This window comes from Flavobacterium sp. CAN_S2, from assembly GCF_015752255.1.
GTDB lineage: Bacteria > Bacteroidota > Bacteroidia > Flavobacteriales > Flavobacteriaceae > Flavobacterium.
This window is the reverse complement of the sequence record NZ_JADOVA010000005.1, coordinates 142,371-165,260: the sequence shown is the minus strand read 5'-3', so window position 1 is coordinate 165,260 and position 22,890 is coordinate 142,371. Positions and strand designations below refer to the sequence as shown.

Annotated in this window: 25 protein-coding genes and 1 tRNA gene; 14 read left to right on the top strand and 12 right to left on the bottom strand. The window is 33.9% G+C overall.

Features of this window, described 5'->3' with window-relative positions; genetic code table 11:
• Window positions 1-23: 23 nt before the first annotated feature.
• From IWX80_RS14580 to IWX80_RS14545, 8 genes are all read right to left on the bottom strand, one after another.
• On the bottom strand, window positions 24-1,172 hold the full coding sequence (locus IWX80_RS14580) for a hypothetical protein (protein WP_196854083.1): 1,149 nt from the start codon (window positions 1,170-1,172) through the stop codon (window positions 24-26).
• 2 nt (window positions 1,173-1,174) lie between these two features.
• Window positions 1,175-1,804 (bottom strand): sigma-70 family RNA polymerase sigma factor, encoded by a 630-nt coding sequence (locus IWX80_RS14575; RefSeq protein ID WP_196854082.1) that lies wholly within the window; start codon window positions 1,802-1,804, stop codon window positions 1,175-1,177.
• 122 nt (window positions 1,805-1,926) lie between these two features.
• Window positions 1,927-2,334 carry a hypothetical protein gene (locus IWX80_RS14570; RefSeq protein WP_196854081.1) on the bottom strand — a complete coding sequence of 136 codons (408 nt, stop codon included), beginning with the start codon at window positions 2,332-2,334 and terminating at the stop codon, window positions 1,927-1,929.
• A gap of 92 nt (window positions 2,335-2,426) precedes the next feature.
• Window positions 2,427-2,867: a hypothetical protein gene (locus IWX80_RS14565; protein WP_196854080.1), complete on the bottom strand. Its 441-nt coding sequence runs from the start codon at window positions 2,865-2,867 to the stop codon at window positions 2,427-2,429.
• A 224-nt stretch (window positions 2,868-3,091) separates the two neighbouring features.
• Window positions 3,092-3,943 carry a hypothetical protein gene (locus tag IWX80_RS14560; RefSeq protein WP_196854079.1) on the bottom strand — a complete coding sequence of 284 codons (852 nt, stop codon included), beginning with the start codon at window positions 3,941-3,943 and terminating at the stop codon, window positions 3,092-3,094.
• A 24-nt stretch (window positions 3,944-3,967) separates the two neighbouring features.
• Window positions 3,968-5,224, bottom strand: a complete 1,257-nt coding sequence (locus IWX80_RS14555) for a coiled-coil domain-containing protein (protein ID WP_196854078.1) — start codon at window positions 5,222-5,224, stop codon at window positions 3,968-3,970.
• Window positions 5,225-6,236: 1,012 nt separating this feature from the next.
• Window positions 6,237-6,494, bottom strand: coding sequence for a hypothetical protein (locus IWX80_RS14550; RefSeq protein WP_196854077.1), 258 nt, complete (start codon window positions 6,492-6,494; stop codon window positions 6,237-6,239).
• Between the two features lie 129 nt (window positions 6,495-6,623).
• A complete protein-coding gene (locus tag IWX80_RS14545) occupies window positions 6,624-7,019 on the bottom strand; it encodes a helix-turn-helix domain-containing protein (RefSeq protein ID WP_196854076.1) in 396 nt (131 codons plus the stop codon).
• Window positions 7,020-7,191: 172 nt separating this feature from the next.
• On the opposite strand from IWX80_RS14545, the gene IWX80_RS14540 reads away from it, so the two are divergent.
• The 5 genes from IWX80_RS14540 to IWX80_RS14520 all read left to right on the top strand — a co-directional run bounded on the left by IWX80_RS14540 (window position 7,192) and on the right by IWX80_RS14520 (window position 10,245).
• Window positions 7,192-8,037 (top strand): hypothetical protein, encoded by an 846-nt coding sequence (locus tag IWX80_RS14540; protein WP_196854075.1) that lies wholly within the window; start codon window positions 7,192-7,194, stop codon window positions 8,035-8,037.
• A gap of 23 nt (window positions 8,038-8,060) precedes the next feature.
• Complete coding sequence (locus IWX80_RS14535) at window positions 8,061-8,429, top strand: hypothetical protein (RefSeq protein ID WP_196854074.1); 369 nt, start codon at window positions 8,061-8,063, stop codon at window positions 8,427-8,429.
• 22 nt (window positions 8,430-8,451) lie between these two features.
• Entirely contained in the window at window positions 8,452-8,793 is a 342-nt protein-coding gene (locus tag IWX80_RS14530; RefSeq protein ID WP_196854073.1) for a hypothetical protein, read from the top strand.
• A 628-nt stretch (window positions 8,794-9,421) separates the two neighbouring features.
• Complete coding sequence (locus IWX80_RS14525; RefSeq protein ID WP_165930014.1) at window positions 9,422-9,586, top strand: hypothetical protein; 165 nt, start codon at window positions 9,422-9,424, stop codon at window positions 9,584-9,586.
• Between the two features lie 179 nt (window positions 9,587-9,765).
• Window positions 9,766-10,245: a hypothetical protein gene (locus IWX80_RS14520; RefSeq protein ID WP_196854072.1), complete on the top strand. Its 480-nt coding sequence runs from the start codon at window positions 9,766-9,768 to the stop codon at window positions 10,243-10,245.
• Between the two features lie 7 nt (window positions 10,246-10,252).
• Here the strand turns inward: IWX80_RS14520 and IWX80_RS14515 are convergent, their stop codons facing one another.
• Window positions 10,253-10,564 carry a DUF6922 domain-containing protein gene (locus IWX80_RS14515; protein WP_184166310.1) on the bottom strand — a complete coding sequence of 104 codons (312 nt, stop codon included), beginning with the start codon at window positions 10,562-10,564 and terminating at the stop codon, window positions 10,253-10,255.
• Between the two features lie 47 nt (window positions 10,565-10,611).
• Window positions 10,612-11,301: a nucleotidyl transferase AbiEii/AbiGii toxin family protein gene (locus IWX80_RS14510; RefSeq protein ID WP_113633766.1), complete on the bottom strand. Its 690-nt coding sequence runs from the start codon at window positions 11,299-11,301 to the stop codon at window positions 10,612-10,614.
• A gap of 215 nt (window positions 11,302-11,516) precedes the next feature.
• On the opposite strand from IWX80_RS14510, the gene mobA reads away from it, so the two are divergent.
• From mobA to IWX80_RS14490, 4 genes are all read left to right on the top strand, one after another.
• Window positions 11,517-11,948, top strand: a complete 432-nt coding sequence (gene mobA, locus IWX80_RS14505; protein WP_196854071.1) for a conjugal transfer protein MobA — start codon at window positions 11,517-11,519, stop codon at window positions 11,946-11,948.
• Window positions 11,945-13,234: a conjugal transfer protein MobB gene (mobB, locus tag IWX80_RS14500; RefSeq protein ID WP_196854070.1), complete on the top strand. Its 1,290-nt coding sequence runs from the start codon at window positions 11,945-11,947 to the stop codon at window positions 13,232-13,234. The genes mobA and mobB overlap by 4 nt, the downstream gene beginning before the upstream one ends.
• 282 nt (window positions 13,235-13,516) lie before the next feature.
• The gene (locus IWX80_RS14495) at window positions 13,517-13,672 is read left to right on the top strand and encodes a hypothetical protein (protein ID WP_196854069.1); all 156 of its coding nucleotides are present in this window, start codon (window positions 13,517-13,519) and stop codon (window positions 13,670-13,672) included.
• Window positions 13,656-15,179 (top strand): recombinase family protein, encoded by a 1,524-nt coding sequence (locus IWX80_RS14490; RefSeq protein ID WP_131910835.1) that lies wholly within the window; start codon window positions 13,656-13,658, stop codon window positions 15,177-15,179. The genes IWX80_RS14495 and IWX80_RS14490 overlap by 17 nt, the downstream gene beginning before the upstream one ends.
• On the opposite strand, the gene IWX80_RS14485 is transcribed toward IWX80_RS14490, so the two are convergent.
• A tRNA-Val gene (locus tag IWX80_RS14485) sits at window positions 15,170-15,244 on the bottom strand. The two genes, IWX80_RS14490 and IWX80_RS14485, sit on opposite strands and share 10 nt — an antisense overlap.
• 212 nt (window positions 15,245-15,456) lie before the next feature.
• Between IWX80_RS14485 and IWX80_RS14480 the strand changes: the two genes are divergently transcribed.
• Window positions 15,457-17,244, top strand: coding sequence for an ABC transporter ATP-binding protein (locus IWX80_RS14480; RefSeq protein WP_196854068.1), 1,788 nt, complete (start codon window positions 15,457-15,459; stop codon window positions 17,242-17,244).
• A 105-nt stretch (window positions 17,245-17,349) separates the two neighbouring features.
• Here IWX80_RS14480 and IWX80_RS14475 read toward each other — a convergent pair whose 3' ends face one another.
• Window positions 17,350-18,519, bottom strand: coding sequence for a proline dehydrogenase family protein (locus tag IWX80_RS14475; RefSeq protein ID WP_196854067.1), 1,170 nt, complete (start codon window positions 18,517-18,519; stop codon window positions 17,350-17,352).
• A gap of 92 nt (window positions 18,520-18,611) precedes the next feature.
• Between IWX80_RS14475 and aroB the strand changes: the two genes are divergently transcribed.
• The 4 genes from aroB (at window position 18,612) to IWX80_RS14455 (ending at window position 22,847) form a co-directional block, all read left to right on the top strand.
• A complete protein-coding gene (gene aroB, locus IWX80_RS14470; protein WP_196854066.1) occupies window positions 18,612-19,679 on the top strand; it encodes a 3-dehydroquinate synthase in 1,068 nt (355 codons plus the stop codon).
• Window positions 19,680-19,967: 288 nt separating this feature from the next.
• Complete coding sequence (locus IWX80_RS14465; RefSeq protein ID WP_196854065.1) at window positions 19,968-21,368, top strand: arginine decarboxylase; 1,401 nt, start codon at window positions 19,968-19,970, stop codon at window positions 21,366-21,368.
• Between the two features lie 93 nt (window positions 21,369-21,461).
• A complete protein-coding gene (locus IWX80_RS14460; protein WP_073353127.1) occupies window positions 21,462-22,433 on the top strand; it encodes a deoxyhypusine synthase family protein in 972 nt (323 codons plus the stop codon).
• Window positions 22,434-22,442: 9 nt separating this feature from the next.
• Complete coding sequence (locus IWX80_RS14455; RefSeq protein WP_121365460.1) at window positions 22,443-22,847, top strand: DNA primase; 405 nt, start codon at window positions 22,443-22,445, stop codon at window positions 22,845-22,847.
• Window positions 22,848-22,890 lie beyond the last annotated feature (43 nt).

Genomic DNA, 22,890 nt, shown 5'->3' with positions numbered 1-22,890 from the left:
TTTAATTTTTATAAAATCAAGTGTTAAAACCATCTCATCTTATCTAAAATTTCTTGTGATGGCATAGAATATTTACTATCATTAGTCACAAGAGCAACTAATAAATCCTTTGCTTTTTTCTTTTCATTTTGCTTTATATAACCCAATGCCAAATGAAACTTCGCTTCATCTGAAAATTCATAATTAGATATTGCATTGAGACATTCTAAATTAGAAACTGCTTCGTTTACTTCATTTGTTTTTAGCTGGGTTATTGCCAGAAACAATAAAAGCTGATTATTTTTTTTCTCTTTTGGACTTAAAGCAATCAGTATTTGTTTTGACTTTTCAAAATTGTTGTTTTTAAACAACGCAATGGCAGCCATTGCCTCATTTGTTTCTGATTTAGTATAATTTTGGAATAAGAAATCAACACCTCTTACGCCTTCTGATTCAGAAACTGTTGCCATTTTTTGATAATCTATGGACTGAATGATTGATCCTTGAGAATTATATTGGGAAAAAAGCTCGTCATTAGATAACTTATTAGGCTGCCAAATCATAAATCCAATAATAAAAATTGCGGCAATACTTGCATACTTCATCCAGGACAACGAAATTACTTTAGGTTTAGGTTTTGAATCTCTTTCATTACTAAGAGAATAATAAATCAATGGTCTTTTTTCTTTCTCTAATTCATCATCCCATTGCTTGAACTTTTCTTTCAAATCTTCACGACCTTTTTTTTTAATGGTGTTGGCAAGATCGGCATCCGAAAGTTCAAAAGTTAAGCGTTCATAGCTTTTGGGTAAATCGGTTTTAATGCGTTTGCGTTCGACGCTTTTGATGGCTTGTTGCATCGTTTGCAAAAATTGAACTTCTTTAAAAAATGCTTCATTATTCGTTTTTAACAAATAATTGGTTGCTTCGGAAGTTTGTCCCAAGACATAACATTCAGCCAGTTCTTTTAAGAATTGAGTGTATATATTGGGTAGTTTGTCAATTATTTTTTCGGGATTGTCTAATTCTAAACTGTAAATGAGGGCATACAACGGTTTGGCATCTTCCTCAAAATGCACTAAATCTGTGGTGAATTTTTTCCAAAAAACGGAATCAACTTGCTCTGCAGAAAACTTGAAGTCTTTTTCCAGTTTTGGGAGCAAGATATCTTTTATTACAAGAGTAGTTTTCATTGCTAATTATTCATTTCGTTAAAAGTCAATTTTCGTAATTTTTCTTGACAGCCAGACTTCTGTTTTTTTGAAGTTTTGTCATTTGAATAATTCATTATTTGGGCAATTTCTACATGTGATTTTTTATGGTACCAATACAAAGTGAGTAATTCATAGCAATGACCTCCAGCCACTTTCATTATTTCTAATGCACTTTCAATAGCTGTAAACTGCGATTCTTTTGGGTCTTCTATTTCATCCAAAGTATCCGTAATGGACGCATTGTAACTCATTGAATTGTCTTCATCGCCATCTTTGCCTATAGGTTCATCATAATCTGAATACTTTTTGTCTTTTCCTATCTTATTCAATAATTGAAATCGGCAAACAGAATTCAAGTAGGTTTGTAAAGAAGCGGTTAATTCGAAATTATCATTTACAATTTTTTCATATAAAACCAAAATAGAGTCGTGAAAAACATCGTCCAATTCATAATCATTTTTCGCACCGTTAGTCATTTTTCGCATAAACTGGATGCAATACGATTTGCATCTTTTATAAGCTTCTCCCAGATAATCGTGGTTTTCTCGAATCAATTGTACTAGTTCGGAATCGGTCAAATGTCCAAACTTCTGTGAGCTAATCTTTGGCATCTATGTTTATTTTGCAGTTCGTATTAAAAACGTTACAAAATAGGGATTATTTTCGGTAATATTCATCAATTAAAGAAAAAACAATCTTCCAAAATAGTTTAGAAGATTGATTTAATCTAAAATTATTGCTTAATAAATATGGAACCCGGAACGGTAGTCCATTCAATGCTATTATTGGATAATTTTCTAAAGGAATAAATCACGGATTGTCCAGCAAAATACTTTATTTCGGCTGTGTAATTTGTGGCGGTTATAGTTTCTGTAACCGTAACGGCATTGGCATTGCCGGGCTGTCTCATTTGGTTTACTAATTCTTGCTGACATTGTTTAGTAAGTCCCAGATTAGTCATACAAAAATCATTTTCACTAAAACTAAACAAAACGCCATAATTCGTAAGTCCTTCCTGCATCCAATTGCCTTGAATCCAAGCCGGAGGATAAAAATCAGAGTTAGAGGAATTGCCATTGTCATCTGAACTGGAACAAGATAACATTAAAAATAAGCTGAATAATAGAACTACTTTTTTCATAATAATGGGGTTTTTAATTTTTTAGATAAAAGCATCAATCTCTAATTTCATTTAACAAGAGATTGATAATATTTAATAGGACAACGATTTTATTAATTGTTGACGTAAGATTTGTTTCCGTTGCTGTTAATGTAATATTGTCCTCCTCTTGAGCCTGTATAAATGGTCTGCGTTGAGCTATAACTTGGTGTCGAATACGTGCTTACAGGTGCTGTATATGTCGAAGGAGTATAAGTGCTTCTATAAACAGGTGCTGAATAAGTGCTGGTACTCCTATAAGTAGGCGTACTGTAATTGCTGGAGGTGGTTCTTGTTGTAGTGTAACCGTCTCTGGGTTGGGTTCCTGCTTTGCCTGTGTATGGATTCACATTGCCAACTGTACTGTAATTGTCGTTTCGGGTGTAATTAGGAGCAGTTCTTTGATGAGGCTGAACATAAGTTCCATTACTTCTGTAATACCCTCTAACAGAAACTTGGGCAAAAGACAAAGCTGTAGTAAATAAAATCGCGATAATAAATAGTAATTTTTTCATAATAAGTAAATTTTAAATGGTGAATGATTATTTGTTTATACTTATTAATACAGGAACAGTAAAAAGGTAACCCTAATAATTGTATTTATTTTAAAATAATTTTTAAACAATTGATTTACATATATATGAAATAAAAAAGACCATCATTTCTGACGGTCTTTTCAAAAAAAACAAATAAATCTAAAAACAGGTTCAGATATTTTATTGTTTGGGCAAACGTATTCTTACAATTGTCCTATTAGGCTAGAACTCATTTCGGTTTTCGAACCGTTCAAAACAAATTGGGAAGTGCCAACTCCAGACTGAGTGAGCCATTTTTTCCAGAAGTAAGTTATTTTCTCCGTTTGCAAGATATCGCTGGCTTTCTTGCCGGAAATTCCGGCCACAATCCATTTAGTGTTTTTCTCTAATTGGATAGGTAACAAACCGTATTCTTTTGATTCTGAAATTTGTTTCCAGTCAGATGTTGTCAATTCATTCAAAAAACAGGTACTGGTATATTGATTCTTATCCTGAAGCACATGAGATTGACTTTCAAAATCGAAGTAGCCATCAGTTATAAATAATACTTTATTGTCATAACCCTGTTTACTCAATCCCTTGCCGTTATCGTGCAAATAAGCCCAAATATCAACTCCAAAATAATTACTGGGATCTTTCCCGTAAAGAGCCTCTTTCTTTAAGTTTTCAAGCACTTTAGGAAGAGATTGATTCAATTCCGTCAATGATTTATTTTTGGTTTGAACCTCAGTCTCGTCAAGATAAAGTTGAAGTATATCCTCGTAATGATTCACATTCAATGGGCTATTTTTTTGTGGAATGATTCTAACAGAAAAACGGTCTTTAGAACTCAGAACTAAATTGCGTCGTGCCATTTTTTCGAAAACTTTAAAATATTTTTCAATCAAATAAAAGTCTTTATCGAGTTGTTCCGGCAAAAGAATACGATCACTTAAATCCAAAACAACAGTGTAATTGGATGGTTTTTTCACTATTGGAGTGGCTTCATTTCCACAAGAAGTGAATGCTAAAGAAAATGCAATAACTAGGCTGAGGGTATATACTATATTTTTCATTGTTGTAATTTTTTAAAAATTAAATTAGTTAAGAAGGGCTACTTGGTTAAATTGGGCTTGCATAAAATCATTGAAAGTCTCCTCACATTTCACTTTCTCCAAACTCAATTCAGTACCATTCAAGTATTGACGCCATCCCATATAAAAACTGGTTAGGTTTTGCGACAAAGCATCAGGATTAAGCATACGACTTTCCAAATCTTTTTTCAACTGTTCCAATTGGGAGAGGATGTTTTTAATTTGAGTTTCCAATTCTATAATCTTGGCTTCCAAAACTTGTAGCTCGTTTTTCAAGGTCTTAATTTCCTCTTTTAGCCCTTTAATGATTAAAGCAGCTCTTGCCTCTCCTGTTTTTTTATTCTTTTCTTGGAGCATCATTTCATAAGTAAATCCCCAAACCAAATAGGCTGCAAAGCCAAATAAAAGCACTAAATAAAAATTAATACTGGTATAGAATTTCCAATCTAAATCTGCAATTCCAGCCATTATTTTTAAGTCGTGTAATCCTTTATCTATTTTAAAAGCTAGTGCAGAATCTGCAATAAAAGCCAAGAAAATAACTAAACCAGCTTTCATTTTTTTAAACTTACCATCACCATTTAAAATCCCGTGTGGCGCCATTCCTATTGCAAAAAATATGAAAGATCCTAAATAAGAGAATATTAATGCAGTAGATAAAGTAAAAATTCCTTTCGGATCAAAAATTGAGTCAATTAACATTGTAATATCACCACCGGCATTTTTTAACATCGATTCAGGATTTCTAAAAAAGGCACTATAAATACTTGAAGCGTAAAAGAAAATTAAGTAAAGTGTAAGAAAAAATGTCAGACTAACATAACTCCAAAAGCGTATTGGCTCATAACCCGTCGCAATTTTGTTTTCGGTCAAGTCGATTTTAGTTTGCTGGATTTCATCATTCAACTCCTTGATTTTTTTCTCAACGGAAGGTTTGCAAACTTCAATTGCGGTTTTTTTCTCGCCATGTACTTTCTCCTTTTCTTCGTCTTTTGCAATAATTTTGTTTTTAACTTGTTGCTTCAAAAGATGCTCTTCTTTTTCATTATAAGTCTCGTCAACTAGATGCCCTTCCTTAATCCATTGCAGATTAGCTTTCATTGAAAGATAATCACCACGGTTCAATCCTGCTTTTTCAAAAGCATATTCTCTAAAGCTTCGCACGCGTTCTACTTTTTGGGTAGATAATAAAGCCAATTGGGTTTGAAGGTTGTCATTCGCAGTTTCAACTGCTGGTTCTGATTGTTTGTTTGAAAGTTCCATAGTGTTTGTTTTTTCTTATTAATACAGAAAAAACAAAAAGGTAACCTCTGAGGAAAATATTTATTTTTTATTTACCATATTCAAATACCTTTTGATGTTAGAGTAATATGTTTAGGGTTAATTTTATGGTTTAGCGTTACAAAAAAGAGCAATAAAAAAAAGGAGAAACAATTTTTATGACAACTTTTGAAACAGCACATAATATAACTTTGAAAGGTGCGAAAAACAAAATCTTTAAAGCATTTCATTTGTTCAAACAATAAATAGAGAATTTGAAATTCCGGATTATTTAAAATGGTAGATGACATTTTAGGCGCGAAATCCATTATTCACGATATGAAATCCATTCAAGAATCAATATATTCGCTAAAAAATTAAAACTCATAATAGTCAATCGCATAGAATACAAACAAGAACTGACTGATAGTTTAGAAAAAGAAATGATTGCTTTTTTAAATTATAAAGAAGCTGGTGTGATTGATATTAGCATTAACAAACAAGGTGTTGCAGTTGGTGTTTCAGATTCAAACTGGCTCAACTAAAAATAAAAGACTGGCTAAAGCATAACATTTCTCGACTGCCGTCGAGCCGATGCCTCAAAAATTAATTTATGAACTTTTTGCAAAACGTACTCGAAATTCCATCAGCAAAATGAAATCGAATCAGCAGTCATTAACCTTTGAGCAACTTAAAATTTATTGCGAAGCCACAGGGACCGAGCTTAATGATAAATTCTCAACAAATCTGGAACTACTTAATGCTGACAATGATTATGGGATACTATTGCACTTCGCTTGCCGAAGTCCAATAAATTAGCTTACTTTTTATTCTTTTTTGAAGAGTTTTTTGAAAGTCTTTTGAATGCGTACACTTCTTAAAATCAAATGAAAAAATAACAAAAGAATAAGTATACTTTTTCAAACAATATTACTTTTTAAATCTACAAAATTCTAACTGCTTTCGGGAAGATTTTTGTGGATGTCCAAAGGAAATTATGGTAATCAAAAACTTTTTAATTCTTTGTGCTAACGAGAGTAATAGTATCGGCAAGATTATGGTTTGTGATATAGTCTAAGACAAAATCTTCTACCTCTTTTTTATTCTCAGGAGAAGTGGAAAATGAGTTGAGGTAATACTCTGTGTTTTCATCAGCAATATGAATAATTTCAGTGTAGCCTTTCGAAATTAGAGTGCCTTTTAATTTCAACACTTTAAGCTCACTGCTATTATCAATTTCTTTTTTAACTCTCAGCTTAATAGTTTTATCCATCGGTTTATTCTTTATTGATACGCGATACTAATATGTTGCGTGATTTTTTTGATTTACTATCTATTGTACAAATAAAAAAGAGACTTATGAGGGTCTCTTTCTGTGAATTAATATATCTTTTATAAAAGATTATTTTCCTTTTAGTAATTTTTCCAAATACTCGACTTTATCTTTTTCAGCCTGAACTAAACGTTCGTATAACTCAACTACTTTATCCAGGGGATTAAAATTTGGTTGAATATTAATTGCATTAATTGTTGAACTATCATGACTAGTAAAAGTATTATTTATAACATTTAATACTGTTTCATCACTATAATTTTTAATTGCCTCAGGTGAAACTCCAAGAACTTCAGAAATTGCTTTTAATTTTTCTTCATCAACTGTTTCGCTTCCTTCAATGTTAGAAACTGACTGTTGACTTACACCAATAGCAATAGCTAATGCTTCTTGTTTCATACCTCTAAGCTCTCTGATTCGGCTGATATTTCTTCCGATATGTTTCGGTTTTGTTGCTGTGCTCATAGTTCAAAGATATTTAAAATTCTTTAATTTTTTTAAAATAGGTAAAAGACAAGCTTGAATTAGTATGATACAATTCCGTTTAGTTCGGTACGGTACAATCTATTGTTTACTTGCAGTGTGTTTTGAACAAAAATACAATTTTTCGGATAAGTATTAACTAAAATTTAAAATTATGAATGCAATTGAATTTTCACAGCAAAAAGAGTTGAAGGAAGTAATTACAGACCACATTAAAACATCTGCGATTTATTGTTTTGGCAGGCATGCAACAGCTTATAGCTCGAGCAGGAAAATTTATCCTGATAAAGAACTGCAAAAAGAACATAGTCATTTATACCTATTAGTTTTTGTACAGGAGACCAAAGATAATGCTGTCAGTGATATAACTGATAAGATAAAAGCAAAGACTCAGGGTACTTTGACCGCTACTGTTCTTATACACCACGTACAAAGTCTTAAAGACCTCTGCCAAGACCAGCAGTTTTTCTTTTGGCAGATTATGCAGAACGCAGAGCTGTTATTTCAAGATATTAACAAGCCTCCGTATTTAAATATTAGCGAAACTCCCAAAAGAAATTTAAAATCAACGTCGCATTACATAGCATGGAGGAGGAATAATATTGCTACAATCTGGGGCTGGGTATATAATGATGATGATGCTTCTAGTTCGGATGAAGTAAAAATGTCCGCTCTTCATCAAATAGTGGAGCAAATCTGTTTGTCTTTGATCCGTGTCTTTGTAGGCTACACTCCTAATCATTTTGCATTAGACTATTTATTTAATCTCTGTGAATACTTTACTACCATAACTGCAGATTTTTTCCCCCGACAAACTCTGGAAGACAAATCCATATTTAAACTTCTTAAGCAACAGCCCAACACGTTACGTTTTAGTAAGACAAACGATGTTGATTATTTATATTATCAGGTTGTTGAAGAAAGATGCAAAAATTTTAAAAATCAAGCGGAAATATTGATACAAAATGAAATTGATCGACTAAATGAAGTTGAAAAATGAACCCGAGAAATAAAATGAATAATATGGAAACGCATAAAAATAAAGAACTAGACGCTTTTATTAAAGAAATAACCACATGTGGTTACTTTACTACTTTGAAACCTGATGATAGAAAAAATTATCTCTTCAACGCAAAGATAATTTTTGATAGGTACTCTTCTATGCTTATTGCAGTACAGGATTTATTAAAAACCTGTCTGAATACTATTTATAATGATGAGAATGGAAACGCAACAGAGGTTGAAGATCCTCTAAAGCATCTTAAAACCCTGTTAGAAATAGCAGTGCAATTATTGCCGATTAACGAAGGAGAGGTATTCGATGCAGTTCATAAGTTTGTTTTAAAAACTAAAGAGTTTGAAAAAACTGATACATTATCATTGGATAAATAATTAATTGGTAAAAATATAGATTATGGGAAATGATAAAATCAAATTAAATGAGCTCATAGAGAACCCAGAGCAATATTTTGTACTACTCAAGCCATCATTAGAAGCTAGAGATGACAATCACACTATTGAATTAAAAGTGGAAGGATATAGAGACCTGTTTTGTATACTATCGGATTTACTTCAAACAACAAGATTAGCTTTAGACGGAATTGAGCTCAGTACAGGGAGTACTGTAAATATTGAAAGATATATTGGAAGTCTTTTGAGAATAATAGAAATGCTGATTCCATTGGAAGAGGCAGAACTACTGGACATACTTTATAGAAAACATTTAAATGAAAACAATAATAACGCTTCCAATTAACCTGTTTCCATTAATAATTTTGATAAAACGCCGACTTTGGAGACGTTTTCCAGCCCCCTGCAAGGGCAAGTGGTTTTGAGCTGCGGAAAGTATTTCAAGCAGCTCAAAACACAACTTGCTATTTTCCTGCAAAAATATTATTGGATATGGTTTTAATGGAAAGGGCTTGAGGCCCTTTTTTTATTGTAATGGTTATAAAGTAATTTATTTTAAAGATATATCTAAATAAATCGGATCCTTCTCATACGGCAGTGTTATTGTTTAAGCCAGCAGACTGCGGAGAGTTATATGATGCAATAATTGAGTTGTATCTTAAAATATTTTCTTTCAAGAAAAGGCTCAAGTATGCAGGGATGCAAGTAAGCAAGCATGAGGAAATACAGGCATTCAAGTATACAAGTATACAAGTATGCAGGGATTCAAGTATGCAGGGATTCAAGTATGCAAGCATGCAAGTATGCAAGCATGCAAGTATGTTGGACTGCAGGCTTGCAGGTATTCAGGTGTGCAAGCCTGCAGGTATTTGCCTATATGCATAAGTGTTTTTAAAAGCATAAAATGTAAAAATGCTTTTATGGTTTTTCCGGAAACTTTGCGATTTTATTTCAGACAAACCTTGAAAAGATAATTGAGCCTCACAAAACCAATAAAAATATCTTTTCCAAAGAAAACAGAAAATCGGAAAAAAGAAAAAGAAAGCAATTTCAAAGGACGGGATGCAGACAGGACAAAAGGAAACGGAATAAGTCCCGAAGGGTGGTTTGTGAGGAACGAGCAAACCATTATGCCGTAGTCTTTTGGACAGGCTCATCCAGCACGTCCTACCTTGGTTTTCTTTTTATTATTTCTTTGGGTAAAATATAAAGTTCAACCCTTAGAAAGTCTGACATGCCATGCCAATAAAAGACTTACTGTGTCAAAAACAAGAATCTAAAAATCTAATAATTACCTTTTGTCTGAAAATAAAATATCATGAAAAAAGATAAGCATAAAGATAAAACACCGAAAAAAAAGAAAAAACCATTATTAACTCCAAAACCTGAAGAGGAAAAAAAGAGGAAAATTAAAAAAAAGGATGATAGAAAGAAAATTCCATTTATGCAGGTAGACAGGGGTGGAAACATGTTAAGCAATTTCTTCTCTAATTTTATCAAACAGTTTAAAAACCCAACAAAAACAGGGCTAAACAGACTGTTAGATAAACTATTGGTTATTAAAATTAAGGAAAGTGAAAAAAAGCCAGTACAGAAGCCTGAAAAACCTTTGGATATAATGGGGTCTGTAAAAACGGTTTTTCGTTATGTAAACAATGATAGCAGGAACAATTTAACTCCAAGCGAAAAAGAATCATTGAGACAGCGTACAAACCAGCCACTTAATATTGGCGTTAAGACGGAACAAAGCAAAGATGAGGAATTAAATAAACCAAGAAAAACCCGTTTAGGGATTTAGGTATTCACTAAATCCAGTGATAGGGTTTGTCTTTACGGTTGAGATAGCAATACATCTCTTCCTTTTTGAGTTCGGGAAAGAATTTAAGAGCATTCTCAATGGCATAGTTGGGAAGAAAGAAAATCTCGTCACGGATAGAAATAATTACTTTTTCATGACCATAAAAACGGACGATTTCGTCAATTTGATCCTGACCTCCACGCTCAACAATACGGGCAATTACCATTTTATATCCTCCATCCCAGTCAATACTGTCGAATCTAAAATCCCAGAAGAATTTAGGGTGAAGATTAGGTATATGTTTGGTTAATGGCTTCATTGTTTTTTTAATTGGTGTAGTATCAAATATAAGTATTTTTTGCTGAATTACCTGCGGAATCCTCTCTTTTTGTTGGGATTAATCGGTAAATCCTGGCTTTCTGATTTAAATTTATACAAAGGATTTTTTACTGCCAGTTCCAGCCGTTTTTGGATAATTTTCCAGTTTTGCTCTTTTTCTTTCAGCATATCTATACCTTCAAAGGTACTAATCTTGTCATATGTATTCAGACCTATGGAAGCCCAGTAGGGATCCTTATCATATTTTCTCTGATAGGCTTGTAGGTAGAACTTTAATGGTTCTCGTTCAAGCATAAAGTACATGTCAACAAAATCCTTGTACCTGTCTCCGCTCTGATGAATCGCATGGAGTTTCATTGCTCCAATATCTTCATTGGAAATCATGCGGACTCCTTCAGCTGTTTCCACGGAATTCAGAAGAGGGTAATTGTGTGTAACAATATCGACTTTTATATCATCGATGTAGGTAAGAACAGTGTTCGGGAAGAACTGGCTCTCCTTTTCATTTACATCGTAAGTGTCATGCAGGTATTTGAGCATCATCTGCGAATTAAAAGTTTTTGTTGTAAAAAGATCTAGATCCACTGATAAGCGATGTCCCAGTCGTAAGGCTAACGCCGTACCGCCGACCAATATATAGTCTTTCAATTTTTCATCTTTCATAAGCCTTTGGAGAAGTTCCCACATCTCCTTGCTAACTGTTTCTTTGTAGAGCATAATTTCACGTTTCTCATGAAATTAATCCCGAAGCGGGGTACTCTTGCATACTGACCTGTCGTGGCTTTATTTGACGGAGGTTGTCCTAAAAGCGAAAATCCACATGCGGAAATAATAAGCCAAATGCTTCCAAATTCTGCAATATCCAGAAGTCATTACTAATGATAAAGTATATTGGTTTTAAAATTCTTTAGACGAAACCAGTAAAAATGGTTATGGAAGACAACGGCAAAACCACCCCGCATAAAGGAGGCAGGCATCCCAAGAAAGATCCCGCCGTTCACCGCTATTCTATAAGCCTTAGTGCTGAGGAAAATGCACGATTCCTTTCTCTCTATGATGCTTCACGCATGGATGTAATGGCCCATTTTATTACGGCATGTGTTTTCCAAAAAGGAATTACGACCGTAATGGTTGACAAGGCAACCATGGATTACTATATGCGCCTGACCACCCTATTCGGACAGTTCAGGGCTGTAGGAACCAATTATAACCAAGTGGTAAAAATACTGTACCGGAATTTTTCCGAAAAGAAAGCCGCAGCCTATCTCTATAAATTGGAAAAACAGACAGCAGAAATGGCGGTATTGTGCCAAAAAATCATTCTACTAACCCAAGAATTTGAAGCAAAATACCTGAAAAAATGATAGCGAAAATCGGAAGAGGCAGCAATCTGTATGGTGCTTTGGGATACAATCAGCTTAAAGTGGAAAAAGATAATGGACAGATTTTGTATACCAATAAGATAATTCAAACCCCCGATGGCAGTTTTGCCACCAGTCAACTGTTGCGTTCTTTTGAACCGTACCTGCTGGCCAATCGAAAGACTGAAAAACCAATATTACATATCTCTCTCAATCCTGATCCGAAGGATAAAGTAAGTGATGAACAATTTGAAAAGCTGGCGCAAAAGTATATGCAGAAAATGGGTTACGCTGAACACCCTTTTGTGGTATTCAAGCATACAGATATTGAGCGGACCCATATTCATATCGTATCAGTTTGTGTGGATGAAAATGGCAGGAAAATATCGGATAAATTTGAAAAAAGACATTCGATGAATGTCTGTCGGGAATTGGAAAAACAATTCTGCTTGATATCGGCTATCGAGAAAAAGCAAAATCCACAAAATCAGATTTTCAAACCCGTTGATTATAAGGCTGGGGACATAAAGAGCCAGCTGGCTTCGGTAATCCGTCATTTGCCAAAGTATTACAAATTTGAGGGTTTCGGCACCTACAATGCCTTGCTTTCCCTTTTCAATATTACCGCTGAAGAAGTCAAGGGTGAATTTAATGGAATCCCAAAACAAGGACTGGTATATTTTGCAATAAATGAAAAGGGAGAAAAAGCAAGCAATCCCTTTAAGGCTTCGCTGTTCGGTAAACAGGCAGGATATTTTCAGCTTCAACAACACTATGCCCAGTCCAAAGAATTGTTGAAAAATGAGCCATCCAAAGCTTTGCTTAAGACAACCATTGAGATGTGCTTGCAGACGGCATCGAATGAAAAAGAATTCAAAAAACGGTTGTTGGAACGAGGTATTAATACCGTTGTAAGACGAAATACGCAAGGCAGAGTTTATGGAATAACGTTTATTGACCATAGTACAAAATCCGTGTGGAATGGTTCGCAATTAGGTAAAAACCTTTCGGCTAACGTTTTCAATGAATGGTGGAATAATGGCAATAAAATGGAGCAGCCTATACAGGGAAATGGTGCTGCAAAGAACAATGCCACTATAGATGAAAATAGCAAAGAACCAAACAATCTGTTTGGCTTTTTGGCCAAGGAAGATCTGTCCAATAGCCCCGAAGAAAGCAGCCTTATTGAAGTCTTTGGAGGGTTGTTATCCAATGGAAAAGTAGAAGACTATGATGAAGTATTATTTGCCAACCAAATGAAAAAGAAAGCCAGACGCAAAAAAAGATAGTGCCTACTATCAATTTTAATCGCCAGCCTTTTTGTTGATTCACGACAAAGGAGTGATTCATCAAATTGGCTGTACCAACTCTTTTTAAAAACAAAGACTGTCCCGACAATAAGGAGGGATTGTCTTTGTTTTTTTTTATAACAGTTCCTAATATTGCTTTGAGACTAATGCAGCCAAAGAGTTCCTCGATGAGACTGTATTGACTCTTAAGCCATCTATGGTATTAAATTCATATGCAGATTAAAAATTATTGTTTTACCAAAAGTAAAAGGAGGTACAAAAATGAAACAGAAATTTATCAAACAGACTGATGTAGAAGAATATATCTCAAAAAATTATGAAGATATAGAGCGGGAACAAGAACAAAAATTCGTAAATTTAATGATTGAAATTATTGTGTCATTAACATTGAAAGAATTATATGAAGAGGGCGATTAGATATTTAAGATTTAGTCAATTAGGGCAAAGTAATGGCTCGATTGAAAGACAGGAATTGTATACCGATCAATACCTGCAATATAATAATATACAGTTGGTGGATTCGTTCATTGACAGAGGTAAAAGTGCCAAGACTTTTGACCGTCCAGATTTTATAAAATTACAGGCATTCATTGCCAAGCATTATAAATCGGTGGACTACCTTCTTGTAGACCAGCTTGACCGCTTTAGCAGGGATGCTGGTGAAGCTATGAGTTTGGTCAAACAATTCCAAAAAAAATACAGTATTCAGATTATTAGCGTGACCGAAGGGATCGTTTTTGATTATGATACACCGGGAAGCTTTTTCCGAGCAGGCTTACAATTGTTGTTAGCTGAAGAAGACAATATCAACAGGAGTATAAAAGTGCGTGGCGGACTCTATACAGCCCGTGCAAAAGAAGGTCGTTTCCTGACTAGAGAAAAACCTTTCGGCTACAGCAAGGTTGGAGAAGGAAAACAGCGCCACCTTGAAGTAAATGAGATAGAAGCTAAAATTGTCAAAACAATCTATGATATGTATCTGCGTGATGTGCCGTTATATAAAATCAAAGAAATAGCTTATCAATCAGGTTTTGACAGGAAAGGCAACATGGCTATTGATCGTGTGCTTGCAAATCCTGTTTATGCAGGGCTTGTAAGGGTTGAGCCGTTCAAAGATCTGCCGGGAGGTCTTTTTCCAGCCATTCATGAGCCAATAGTTGATAAGACAACGTGGACAATGGTGCAGTCTAAAATGAAGAAAGTTGATAAAGTAAAGGTAGTTATCGATGATGAAATACCGCTACGGGGCGTTGTAAAATGCCATTGTGGAACTCCGCTTACTGGTGCGCCTTCTCGTGGTAAATCTGGAAAATACTTCTACTATTATAAATGCAAGCATTCAAAGCATAACAACATTAGTGCTATCAAAGCACATGAGCAATTTTTAAACGTCTGCGATCTCATGAGCGTTCCCGAAAGGAAGATTAAAGAGATAAGAGATGGCAGTTACGCCTCAATTGAACAGGAAGTAAAGGCAAACAAGAAAAAAGTAGCAGACAAAAAACATGAGCTGGAGGAAATACTGCAGCTATTAAATGCAGTAGAAGAAAAATGGTTTAGGGACGAGATAAACAAGGATACCTACGAAAGATGGTATTCAACCTACAGTGACCATATATTGACCCTTAAGGCAGCAATAGAAAGGCTTAGCCCAAATCAAGGAAAGGCCTTCAAGATTTTAGACCGTAATCTGGATATATTGGGTGATATTAAACATGCCTACACGAGGTCAGATACTTTACAAAAGCGTGAGTTTGTAAACATGGTGTTCAATGGTAACTTATACTACCAAGAGGGTATATATCGAACACCTACAATTTTAGATATATTTTCTCATAATGCCAGTAAAATGGAGGAAAAGGGATGTCTTATATACAAAAAAAAGAGGGAAAACCTTTCGGTAATCCCTCACAGTGGGCGATGAGGGGTTCGAACCCCCGACCCCCTCGGTGTAAACGAGGTGCTCTGAACCAGCTGAGCTAATCGCCCTAGTACAATTTAGATATTTTCATTTCCTTATTGCGAATGCAAATATACAGCTAGAATTCGTATCTGCAAGCAAAATAGTAAAAATTATCAATAAAATATTGACTCTATTTGCTTTCATGCTCTATTATAGCTCTTTATGTTAAGCATGAAACTCCAGTATTTTTTTGTATTGATTCGTTATAGTCTTACATTTGCGCTATAAACAAAAGATAATGGCCAGGTTCAAAGAAAACGATTTACCAAAATCAAAAATTACTGCAACTTCACTCCAAAAAGCAACTGTAATATTTCAATATGCAGGAAATCACCGCTGGAAATTTTATGTAGGTTTAATTTTTTTATTATTTACAGGAGCTACTGCTCTTGCCTTTCCTAAATTAATGGGAATGCTTATCGATTGTGTAAAAAATAAAGACAACTCTCAGGCAAACATGATTGCGGGAGGTTTAATTGTAATCTTATTTCTTCAATCGATTTTTTCATTTTTCAGATTGTATTTATTTGTGAATTTCACTGAAAATACCTTAGCCAATCTTAGAGTATCGCTTTATAGTAATTTGGTGAAACTACCAATGTCTTTCTTTTCCCAAAAACGTGTTGGAGAATTAAATAGCCGAATCAGTTCTGACATAACCCAAATACAAGATACTTTAACATCAACTATAGCCGAATTCCTAAGACAATTTATTCTAATTATTGGTGGCGTCCTTTTATTGGCAAACGAAAGTATCAAACTGACATTATTGATGTTATCTGTAGTTCCGCTTGTGGCAGTTGCTGCTGTTATTTTTGGGCGGTTTATTAGGAAATATTCAAAAAATGTTCAGGATAAAGTTGCCGAAAGTCAAGTAGTTGTTGAAGAAACCATGCAAGGCATCAGTATTGTAAAGGCTTTCGCCAATGAGTGGTACGAAATTGCCCGTTACAACGGAAAAATAAAGGAAGTCGTTAAGATTGCTATCAAAGGTGGAAAGTACCGAGGTTACTTCGCTTCATTTATTATATTCTGTCTTTTTGGAGCTATTGTTGCCGTAGTTTGGTACGGCGTTCGATTGAGTATAAGCGGCGAAATGAGTGTGGGACAATTAATTTCTTTCGTATTGTACTCCACATTTGTAGGTGCTTCTTTTGGAGGAATCGCAGAACTTTATGCCCAAATCCAAAAAGCAATTGGCGCAACAGAAAGAGTTTTTGAATTATTGGACGAAACTCCTGAAAAAATTAATTCGGTTCGTGATCTTGCTACAATTGAAAAAATAAAAGGAAACGTTACCTTCAAGAATGTAGCGTTCAGTTACCATTCGAGAAAAGAAATCAAAGTATTAAAAGACGTTAGTTTTAAGGCTAATTTTGGTCAAAAAATAGCCATTGTAGGTCCTAGTGGAACCGGAAAATCAACTATTGCTTCCCTATTATTACGTTTTTATAATATTGATGAAGGAGAAATATTAGTTGACGGAAAAAATATTTATGATTTTGATTTAGAAAGTCTTCGTGGAAACATGAGTATTGTACCGCAAGATGTGATATTATTTGGAGGAACAATCAGAGAAAATATTGCTTATGGAAAACCAAATGCTACCGAAGAAGAAATTCTTACCGCTTCAAAACAAGCTAATGCTTATAATTTTATCGAAAGTTTCCCAGAAAAATTTGAAACAATTGTGGGCGAAAGAGGAATTAAACTTTCCGGAGGACAAAGACAACGTATTGCAATTGCCAGAGCATTATTGAAAAACCCAAGTATTTTGATTCTGGATGAAGCCACTTCATCATTAGATAGTGAAAGTGAAAAACTGGTTCAGGAAGCGTTAGAAATTCTGATGCAAGGAAGAACAAGTATCATAATTGCACACCGTCTTTCAACAATTCGTAGTGCAGATCAAATTTTAGTTTTGGATAAAGGAAAAATTACAGAACAAGGAACACATCAAGAATTAATAGCTTTAAAAAATGGTATTTACAAAAATTTAAGTAATTTACAATTCAGCAATTCTTAAATTTTATTGTTCATTTTGACATAAAAAAACTCCATTCAGCTTATTGAATGGAGTTTTTTTTTATAGATTTTAATACATCTGAATATTAAAAAAACTGAAATTCTTCTATTTACCTTTTCTTCGGTTACGTTCTGCTTTTATCATCTCTAATTCACGGCTGGTTTGCCCCGCTACTGAAGTATTTTCTTCAGCACGACGAATCAAATATGGCATCACATCTTTAACTGGACCAAAAGGCAAATATTTTGCTACATTATACCCATTAGCAGCTAGATTGTAGCTGATATTGTCGCTCATCCCGTACAACTGACCAAACCAGATTCTTTCATCGTTAGTTTTAATCCCTTTTTGCTGCATCAATTCCATTAAAGTATAGGTGCTGGATTCGTTATGTGTTCCTGCAAAAATTGACATTGTTTCTAAATGCTCAATCATGTAAAGAACCGCAGCATCATAATTTTCATCTGTATCTTCTTTTGAAGCGCATATTGGTGATGAATATCCCTTCTCGTTAGCGCGAACAATTTCTTTTTCCATGTATGCACCACGAACCAATTTCATTCCAATGTAGAATCCTTCATTTTTGGCTTGTTCATGTAATTTTTTCAAGTAATCCAAACGATCCCAACGATACATTTGCAACGTATTGAAAACAATTGCTTTTTCTTTATTGTATTTACGCATCATTTCGGTAACTAAATCATCCGCTGCATCTTGCATCCAACTTTCTTCACCATCGATCAAAAGGGCAACATTTTTAGAATGCGCATCTTTGCAAACCAAATTAAAACGCTCAACTACTCTATTCCATTCTGCTTGTTCTTCAGCAGTTAATGTTTGTTTTTCTCCCAATTTCTCATACAATTCAAAACGACCAAAACCGGTTGGTTTAAAAACAGCAAAAGGAATCGCTTGACGTTCTTTGGCAAATTCGATTGTTTTTAAAGTCATCTCAAGTGCAGCATCAAACTGATCTTCCTCTTCTTTTCCTTCTACAGAATAATCCAAAACAGATGAAACGCCTTTAGTGTACATTTTATCAACTACAGAAAGACAATCCACTTCATTTACACCTCCACAAAAATGGTCAAAAACTGTAGCGCGAATCAAACCTTCAACAGGAAGATTTGCTTTGAGGGCAAAATTTGTAACCGCAGTTCCTATACGAACTAGTGGCTGATTAGCAATCATTTTGAAAAGAAAATAAGCTCTATCAAGTTCCGTATCACTTTTTAAGGAAAAGGCAACTTGCGTATTATTGAATATTTTTTCCATTATTTGTTAAATTTTTGTACAAATATAGACAGAGTTTTCAATATTATTTAGCAAAAAATGCCTTATTTTGCGGTTTCATTTAATCCAAAAAGATGCAATCAATTCAAGCCAATAGTTATCCGATTCATTTCAACGAAAAAGGATACGAAGCATTAAACCTTCATTTAAAAGAAAATAAATACTCTAATCTATTTATTATTGTAGACAGTAATACAAATGAGTATTGCATTCCAAAATTTCTTCCTTTTCTCGAAACTGAACTTAGTATTGAAATCATTGAATTTGATGCTGGTGAAGAAAATAAAAACATTGAAACTTGCGTCCAAATTTGGAATGTACTCACAGAACTTGGTGCCGACAGAAAAAGCCTAGTGATTAATCTTGGTGGCGGTGTTGTTACTGATTTAGGTGGTTTTGTAGCTTCAACATTCAAGCGTGGAGTTGATTTTATTCATATTCCTACTACGCTACTATCAATGGTTGATGCTTCTGTGGGAGGCAAAAACGGGGTCGATTTAGGGAATTTAAAAAACCAAATTGGTGTTATAAATGTTCCAATAATGGTGCTTATTGACACCCAATATCTTGAAACGGTGCCGCAAAACGAAATGCGTTCCGGTCTCGCCGAAATGCTGAAACACGGTTTGATCTATGATAAAGAATATTGGGAGCAATTTTTAGATTTAAAATCTATAGATTTTGCTGATTTTGATTCGTTAATTTACCGTTCGGTTGAAATAAAAAATGAAATTGTACTTCAAGATCCTACGGAGAAAAATATCCGAAAAGCATTGAATTTTGGTCACACCTTGGGTCACGCCATTGAAAGTTATTTTTTGGAAAATGAAAATAAGACTACTTTACTGCACGGTGAAGCAATCGCTGCTGGGATGATATTAGAAAGTTTTATTTCATTGGATAAAAAACTTATCAATAAAGAAGAATATTCTGAGATAAAATCCTGCATAAAGGCTGTATATGACGACATCCTTTTTGAAGAAAATGATATTGAACCAATCTTGGAATTACTGATTCACGACAAAAAAAATGAGTACGGAAACATTCAGTTTGCATTAATTGAAGGTATCGGAAAAATAAAAATCAATCAATCGGTTGAAAATGAATTAATTCTTAGGGCTTTTGAGGATTATAAATCTTAATTATTTTTTATAAAAAGCATTGCATTGCGTATATAATATTTTTTACATTTGCACCGATGAAAAAAAGTCAAAACAAGCCAAATTATAGATCCAGTAAAACCAGAAACAATATGTCTTTTCTAAGAATATTGAAGAGGTTTTATTCTATCAAAGGAAACTTTAGTTTTGATGTTTTCCAAAACTTAAAAGCAGACCACGAGAAGCTTCAGATCGTATATGCAAATATTCGGGTTTGAATTATAGGTTACTTTATTTTTGCAATATTCTAATCTATAATTATGACATCTAATGAATACAAAATATTCTGATTTAATCAATCAAACCTACTATTTTCCCCAAGAAGAATTTACATTAAACAAAGATAATCTTCAGTTTCACAATATCGATTTAATGAAACTGGTAGAGCAATATGGTACGCCATTAAAATTCACTTACTTACCTCAAATTTCCAATAACATCAACAAAGCCAAAAGCTGGTTTCGTAAGTCGATGGAAAAAAATAAATATGAGGCAAAATATTATTATTGTTATTGCACTAAAAGTTCTCATTTTGAATACATTATGAACGAAGCGTTCAAAAATAATATTCATATTGAAACGTCATCTGCTTTTGATATTAATATTGTAGAAAATCTTTTGGCAAACGGTAAAATTAACAAAAGTACCTACGTGATTTGTAATGGTTTCAAAAGAGATCAATACATCGATAATATTGCGCGACTAATTAATAATGGTCATAAAAACACCATTCCAATCATTGATAATTTTGAAGAACTTGATTTACTTCAGGGACAAATAAAAAATAAATTCAAAATTGGAATTCGTATTGCGGCTGAAGAGGAACCTAAATTTGAGTTTTACACTTCTAGATTAGGAATTGGATACAAAAATATTGTTCCATTTTATAAGAGAGAAATTAAGGAAAATAAAAAATTGGAACTGAAAATGTTGCACTTTTTTATCAATACAGGTATCAATGACAATGCCTACTACTGGAATGAATTAGTAAAATGTATTAAGGTTTACGTGGCATTGAAAAAAGAATGTCCTTCTCTTGACGGATTAAATATTGGTGGCGGATTTCCAATAAAAAACTCATTGGCATTTGAATACGATTATCAATACATGATTGACGAAATCATCAATCAGATCAAAATAGCTTGTGATGAAGCCGAAGTTGATGTTCCTAATATCTTTACTGAATTTGGTTCTTATACTGTAGGAGAAAGTGGTGGAGCAATCTATCAGATTTTATATCAAAAACAGCAAAATGACAGAGAAAAGTGGAATATGATTGATTCGTCTTTCATTACGACTTTGCCGGATACATGGGCAATCAACAAACGTTTTATCATGTTAGCGGTCAATCGCTGGAACGATACTTACGAGCGGGTTTTATTAGGAGGAATGACATGCGACAGCGATGATTATTACAATTCCGAGCAAAACATGAATGCTATTTATTTGCCAAAATACAACAAAGAGAAACCATTGTACATCGGATTTTTCAACACGGGTGCTTATCAGGAAACCATTGGTGGATACGGTGGTTTACACCACTGCTTGATTCCGCAACCTAAACATATTTTGATAGACAGAGACGAAAATGGTATTTTGGCCACTGAGGTTTTTTCAGAGCAACAAACCTCTGAAGACGTTTTAAAAATATTAGGTTACGACAAAAAATAAATTACCAACGATTCAATTATTCAATATAAAAATTCGTTAAATTTGAGATTATAATTTTAACGTTTTGATTTTTAAGTATTTAAATTTTAAAAAATGAGCAAAGGACCAATCAGTCAGTTTATAGAAAAGCATTATTTGCATTTCAATTCTGCATCTTTAGTTGACGCAGCTAAGGCATATGAAGAACAATTAGCCAATGGTGCAAAAATGATGGTGAGCATGGCTGGCGCTATGAGTACTGCCGAGATTGGAAAAATATTTTCTGAAATTATTCGTCAGGACAAAGTGCATATCATTTCGTGTACTGGAGCAAATCTAGAAGAAGATATCATGAATTTAGTTGCTCATTCTCATTACGAAAGAGTTCCAAATTATCGTGATTTGACTCCGCAAGACGAATGGGATTTATTGGAAAGAGGTTTAAATCGTGTAACAGATACTTGTATTCCGGAACATGAAGCTTTCCGTCGCTTACAAAAACATATTTACAAAATATGGAAAGATGCAGATGACAAAGGCGAAAGATATTTTCCGCATGAATTTATGTACAAAATGTTACTTTCAGGTGTTCTTGAAGAATATTATGAAATTGACTTAAAAGACAGTTGGATGTATGCAGCTGCTGAGAAAAATTTACCTATTATTGTACCGGGATGGGAAGACAGTACAATGGGAAATATATTTGCATCGTACGTAATTAAAGGAGATTTGAAAGCTTCTACAATGAAATCCGGTATCGAATATATGGTTTTCTTATCAGACTGGTATCCGAAAAACAGTACCAACGGTGTAGGTTTCTTCCAAATTGGTGGTGGTATTGCTGGAGATTTTCCAATATGTGTGGTGCCAATGTTGTACCAAGATATGGAAATGCATGACATTCCTTTCTGGAGTTATTTCTGTCAGATTTCAGATTCAACAACCAGTTATGGTTCGTATTCTGGAGCGGTACCAAATGAAAAAATTACTTGGGGTAAATTAGACATTAAAACTCCTAAGTTTATTATTGAGTCCGATGCTACCATTGTAGCGCCTTTAATTTTCGCTTATTTATTAGACTTATAGAATATTTTTATGAAAAGAGTAATTGTTGATTACGCAAAACTTACCAATGAAATTTTAAACCTATTGGTGGATAAATTTCCAGATGGTTATGATGATTCAAACATTATTAGTTTTAGAAACGCTAAAAATGAATTGGTTGAAGCAGTTGAAGTAAGAACTGAAGACACTATTTATTTAGTAAAAGTGAGCACTAAACTTGCGGATAGAATTGAAAATTATGATGAAGATGATGAAATCCTTATCGATGAAGTTGTTGAACCTATCAAAGGTCTTGATTTAGATGATGATATTGACGACGACGATGAAGACGATGCTATCGACAAACCAGATTCTGATTCAGGAGATGATGAGGATGACGAAGATGCTGATGAAAAAGATTTTTCAGATGAAGATGATGACGAAGATGAGGATTAATTAATCCCGTTTTAATAAATTTATAAAAAGGAACTCATTCACG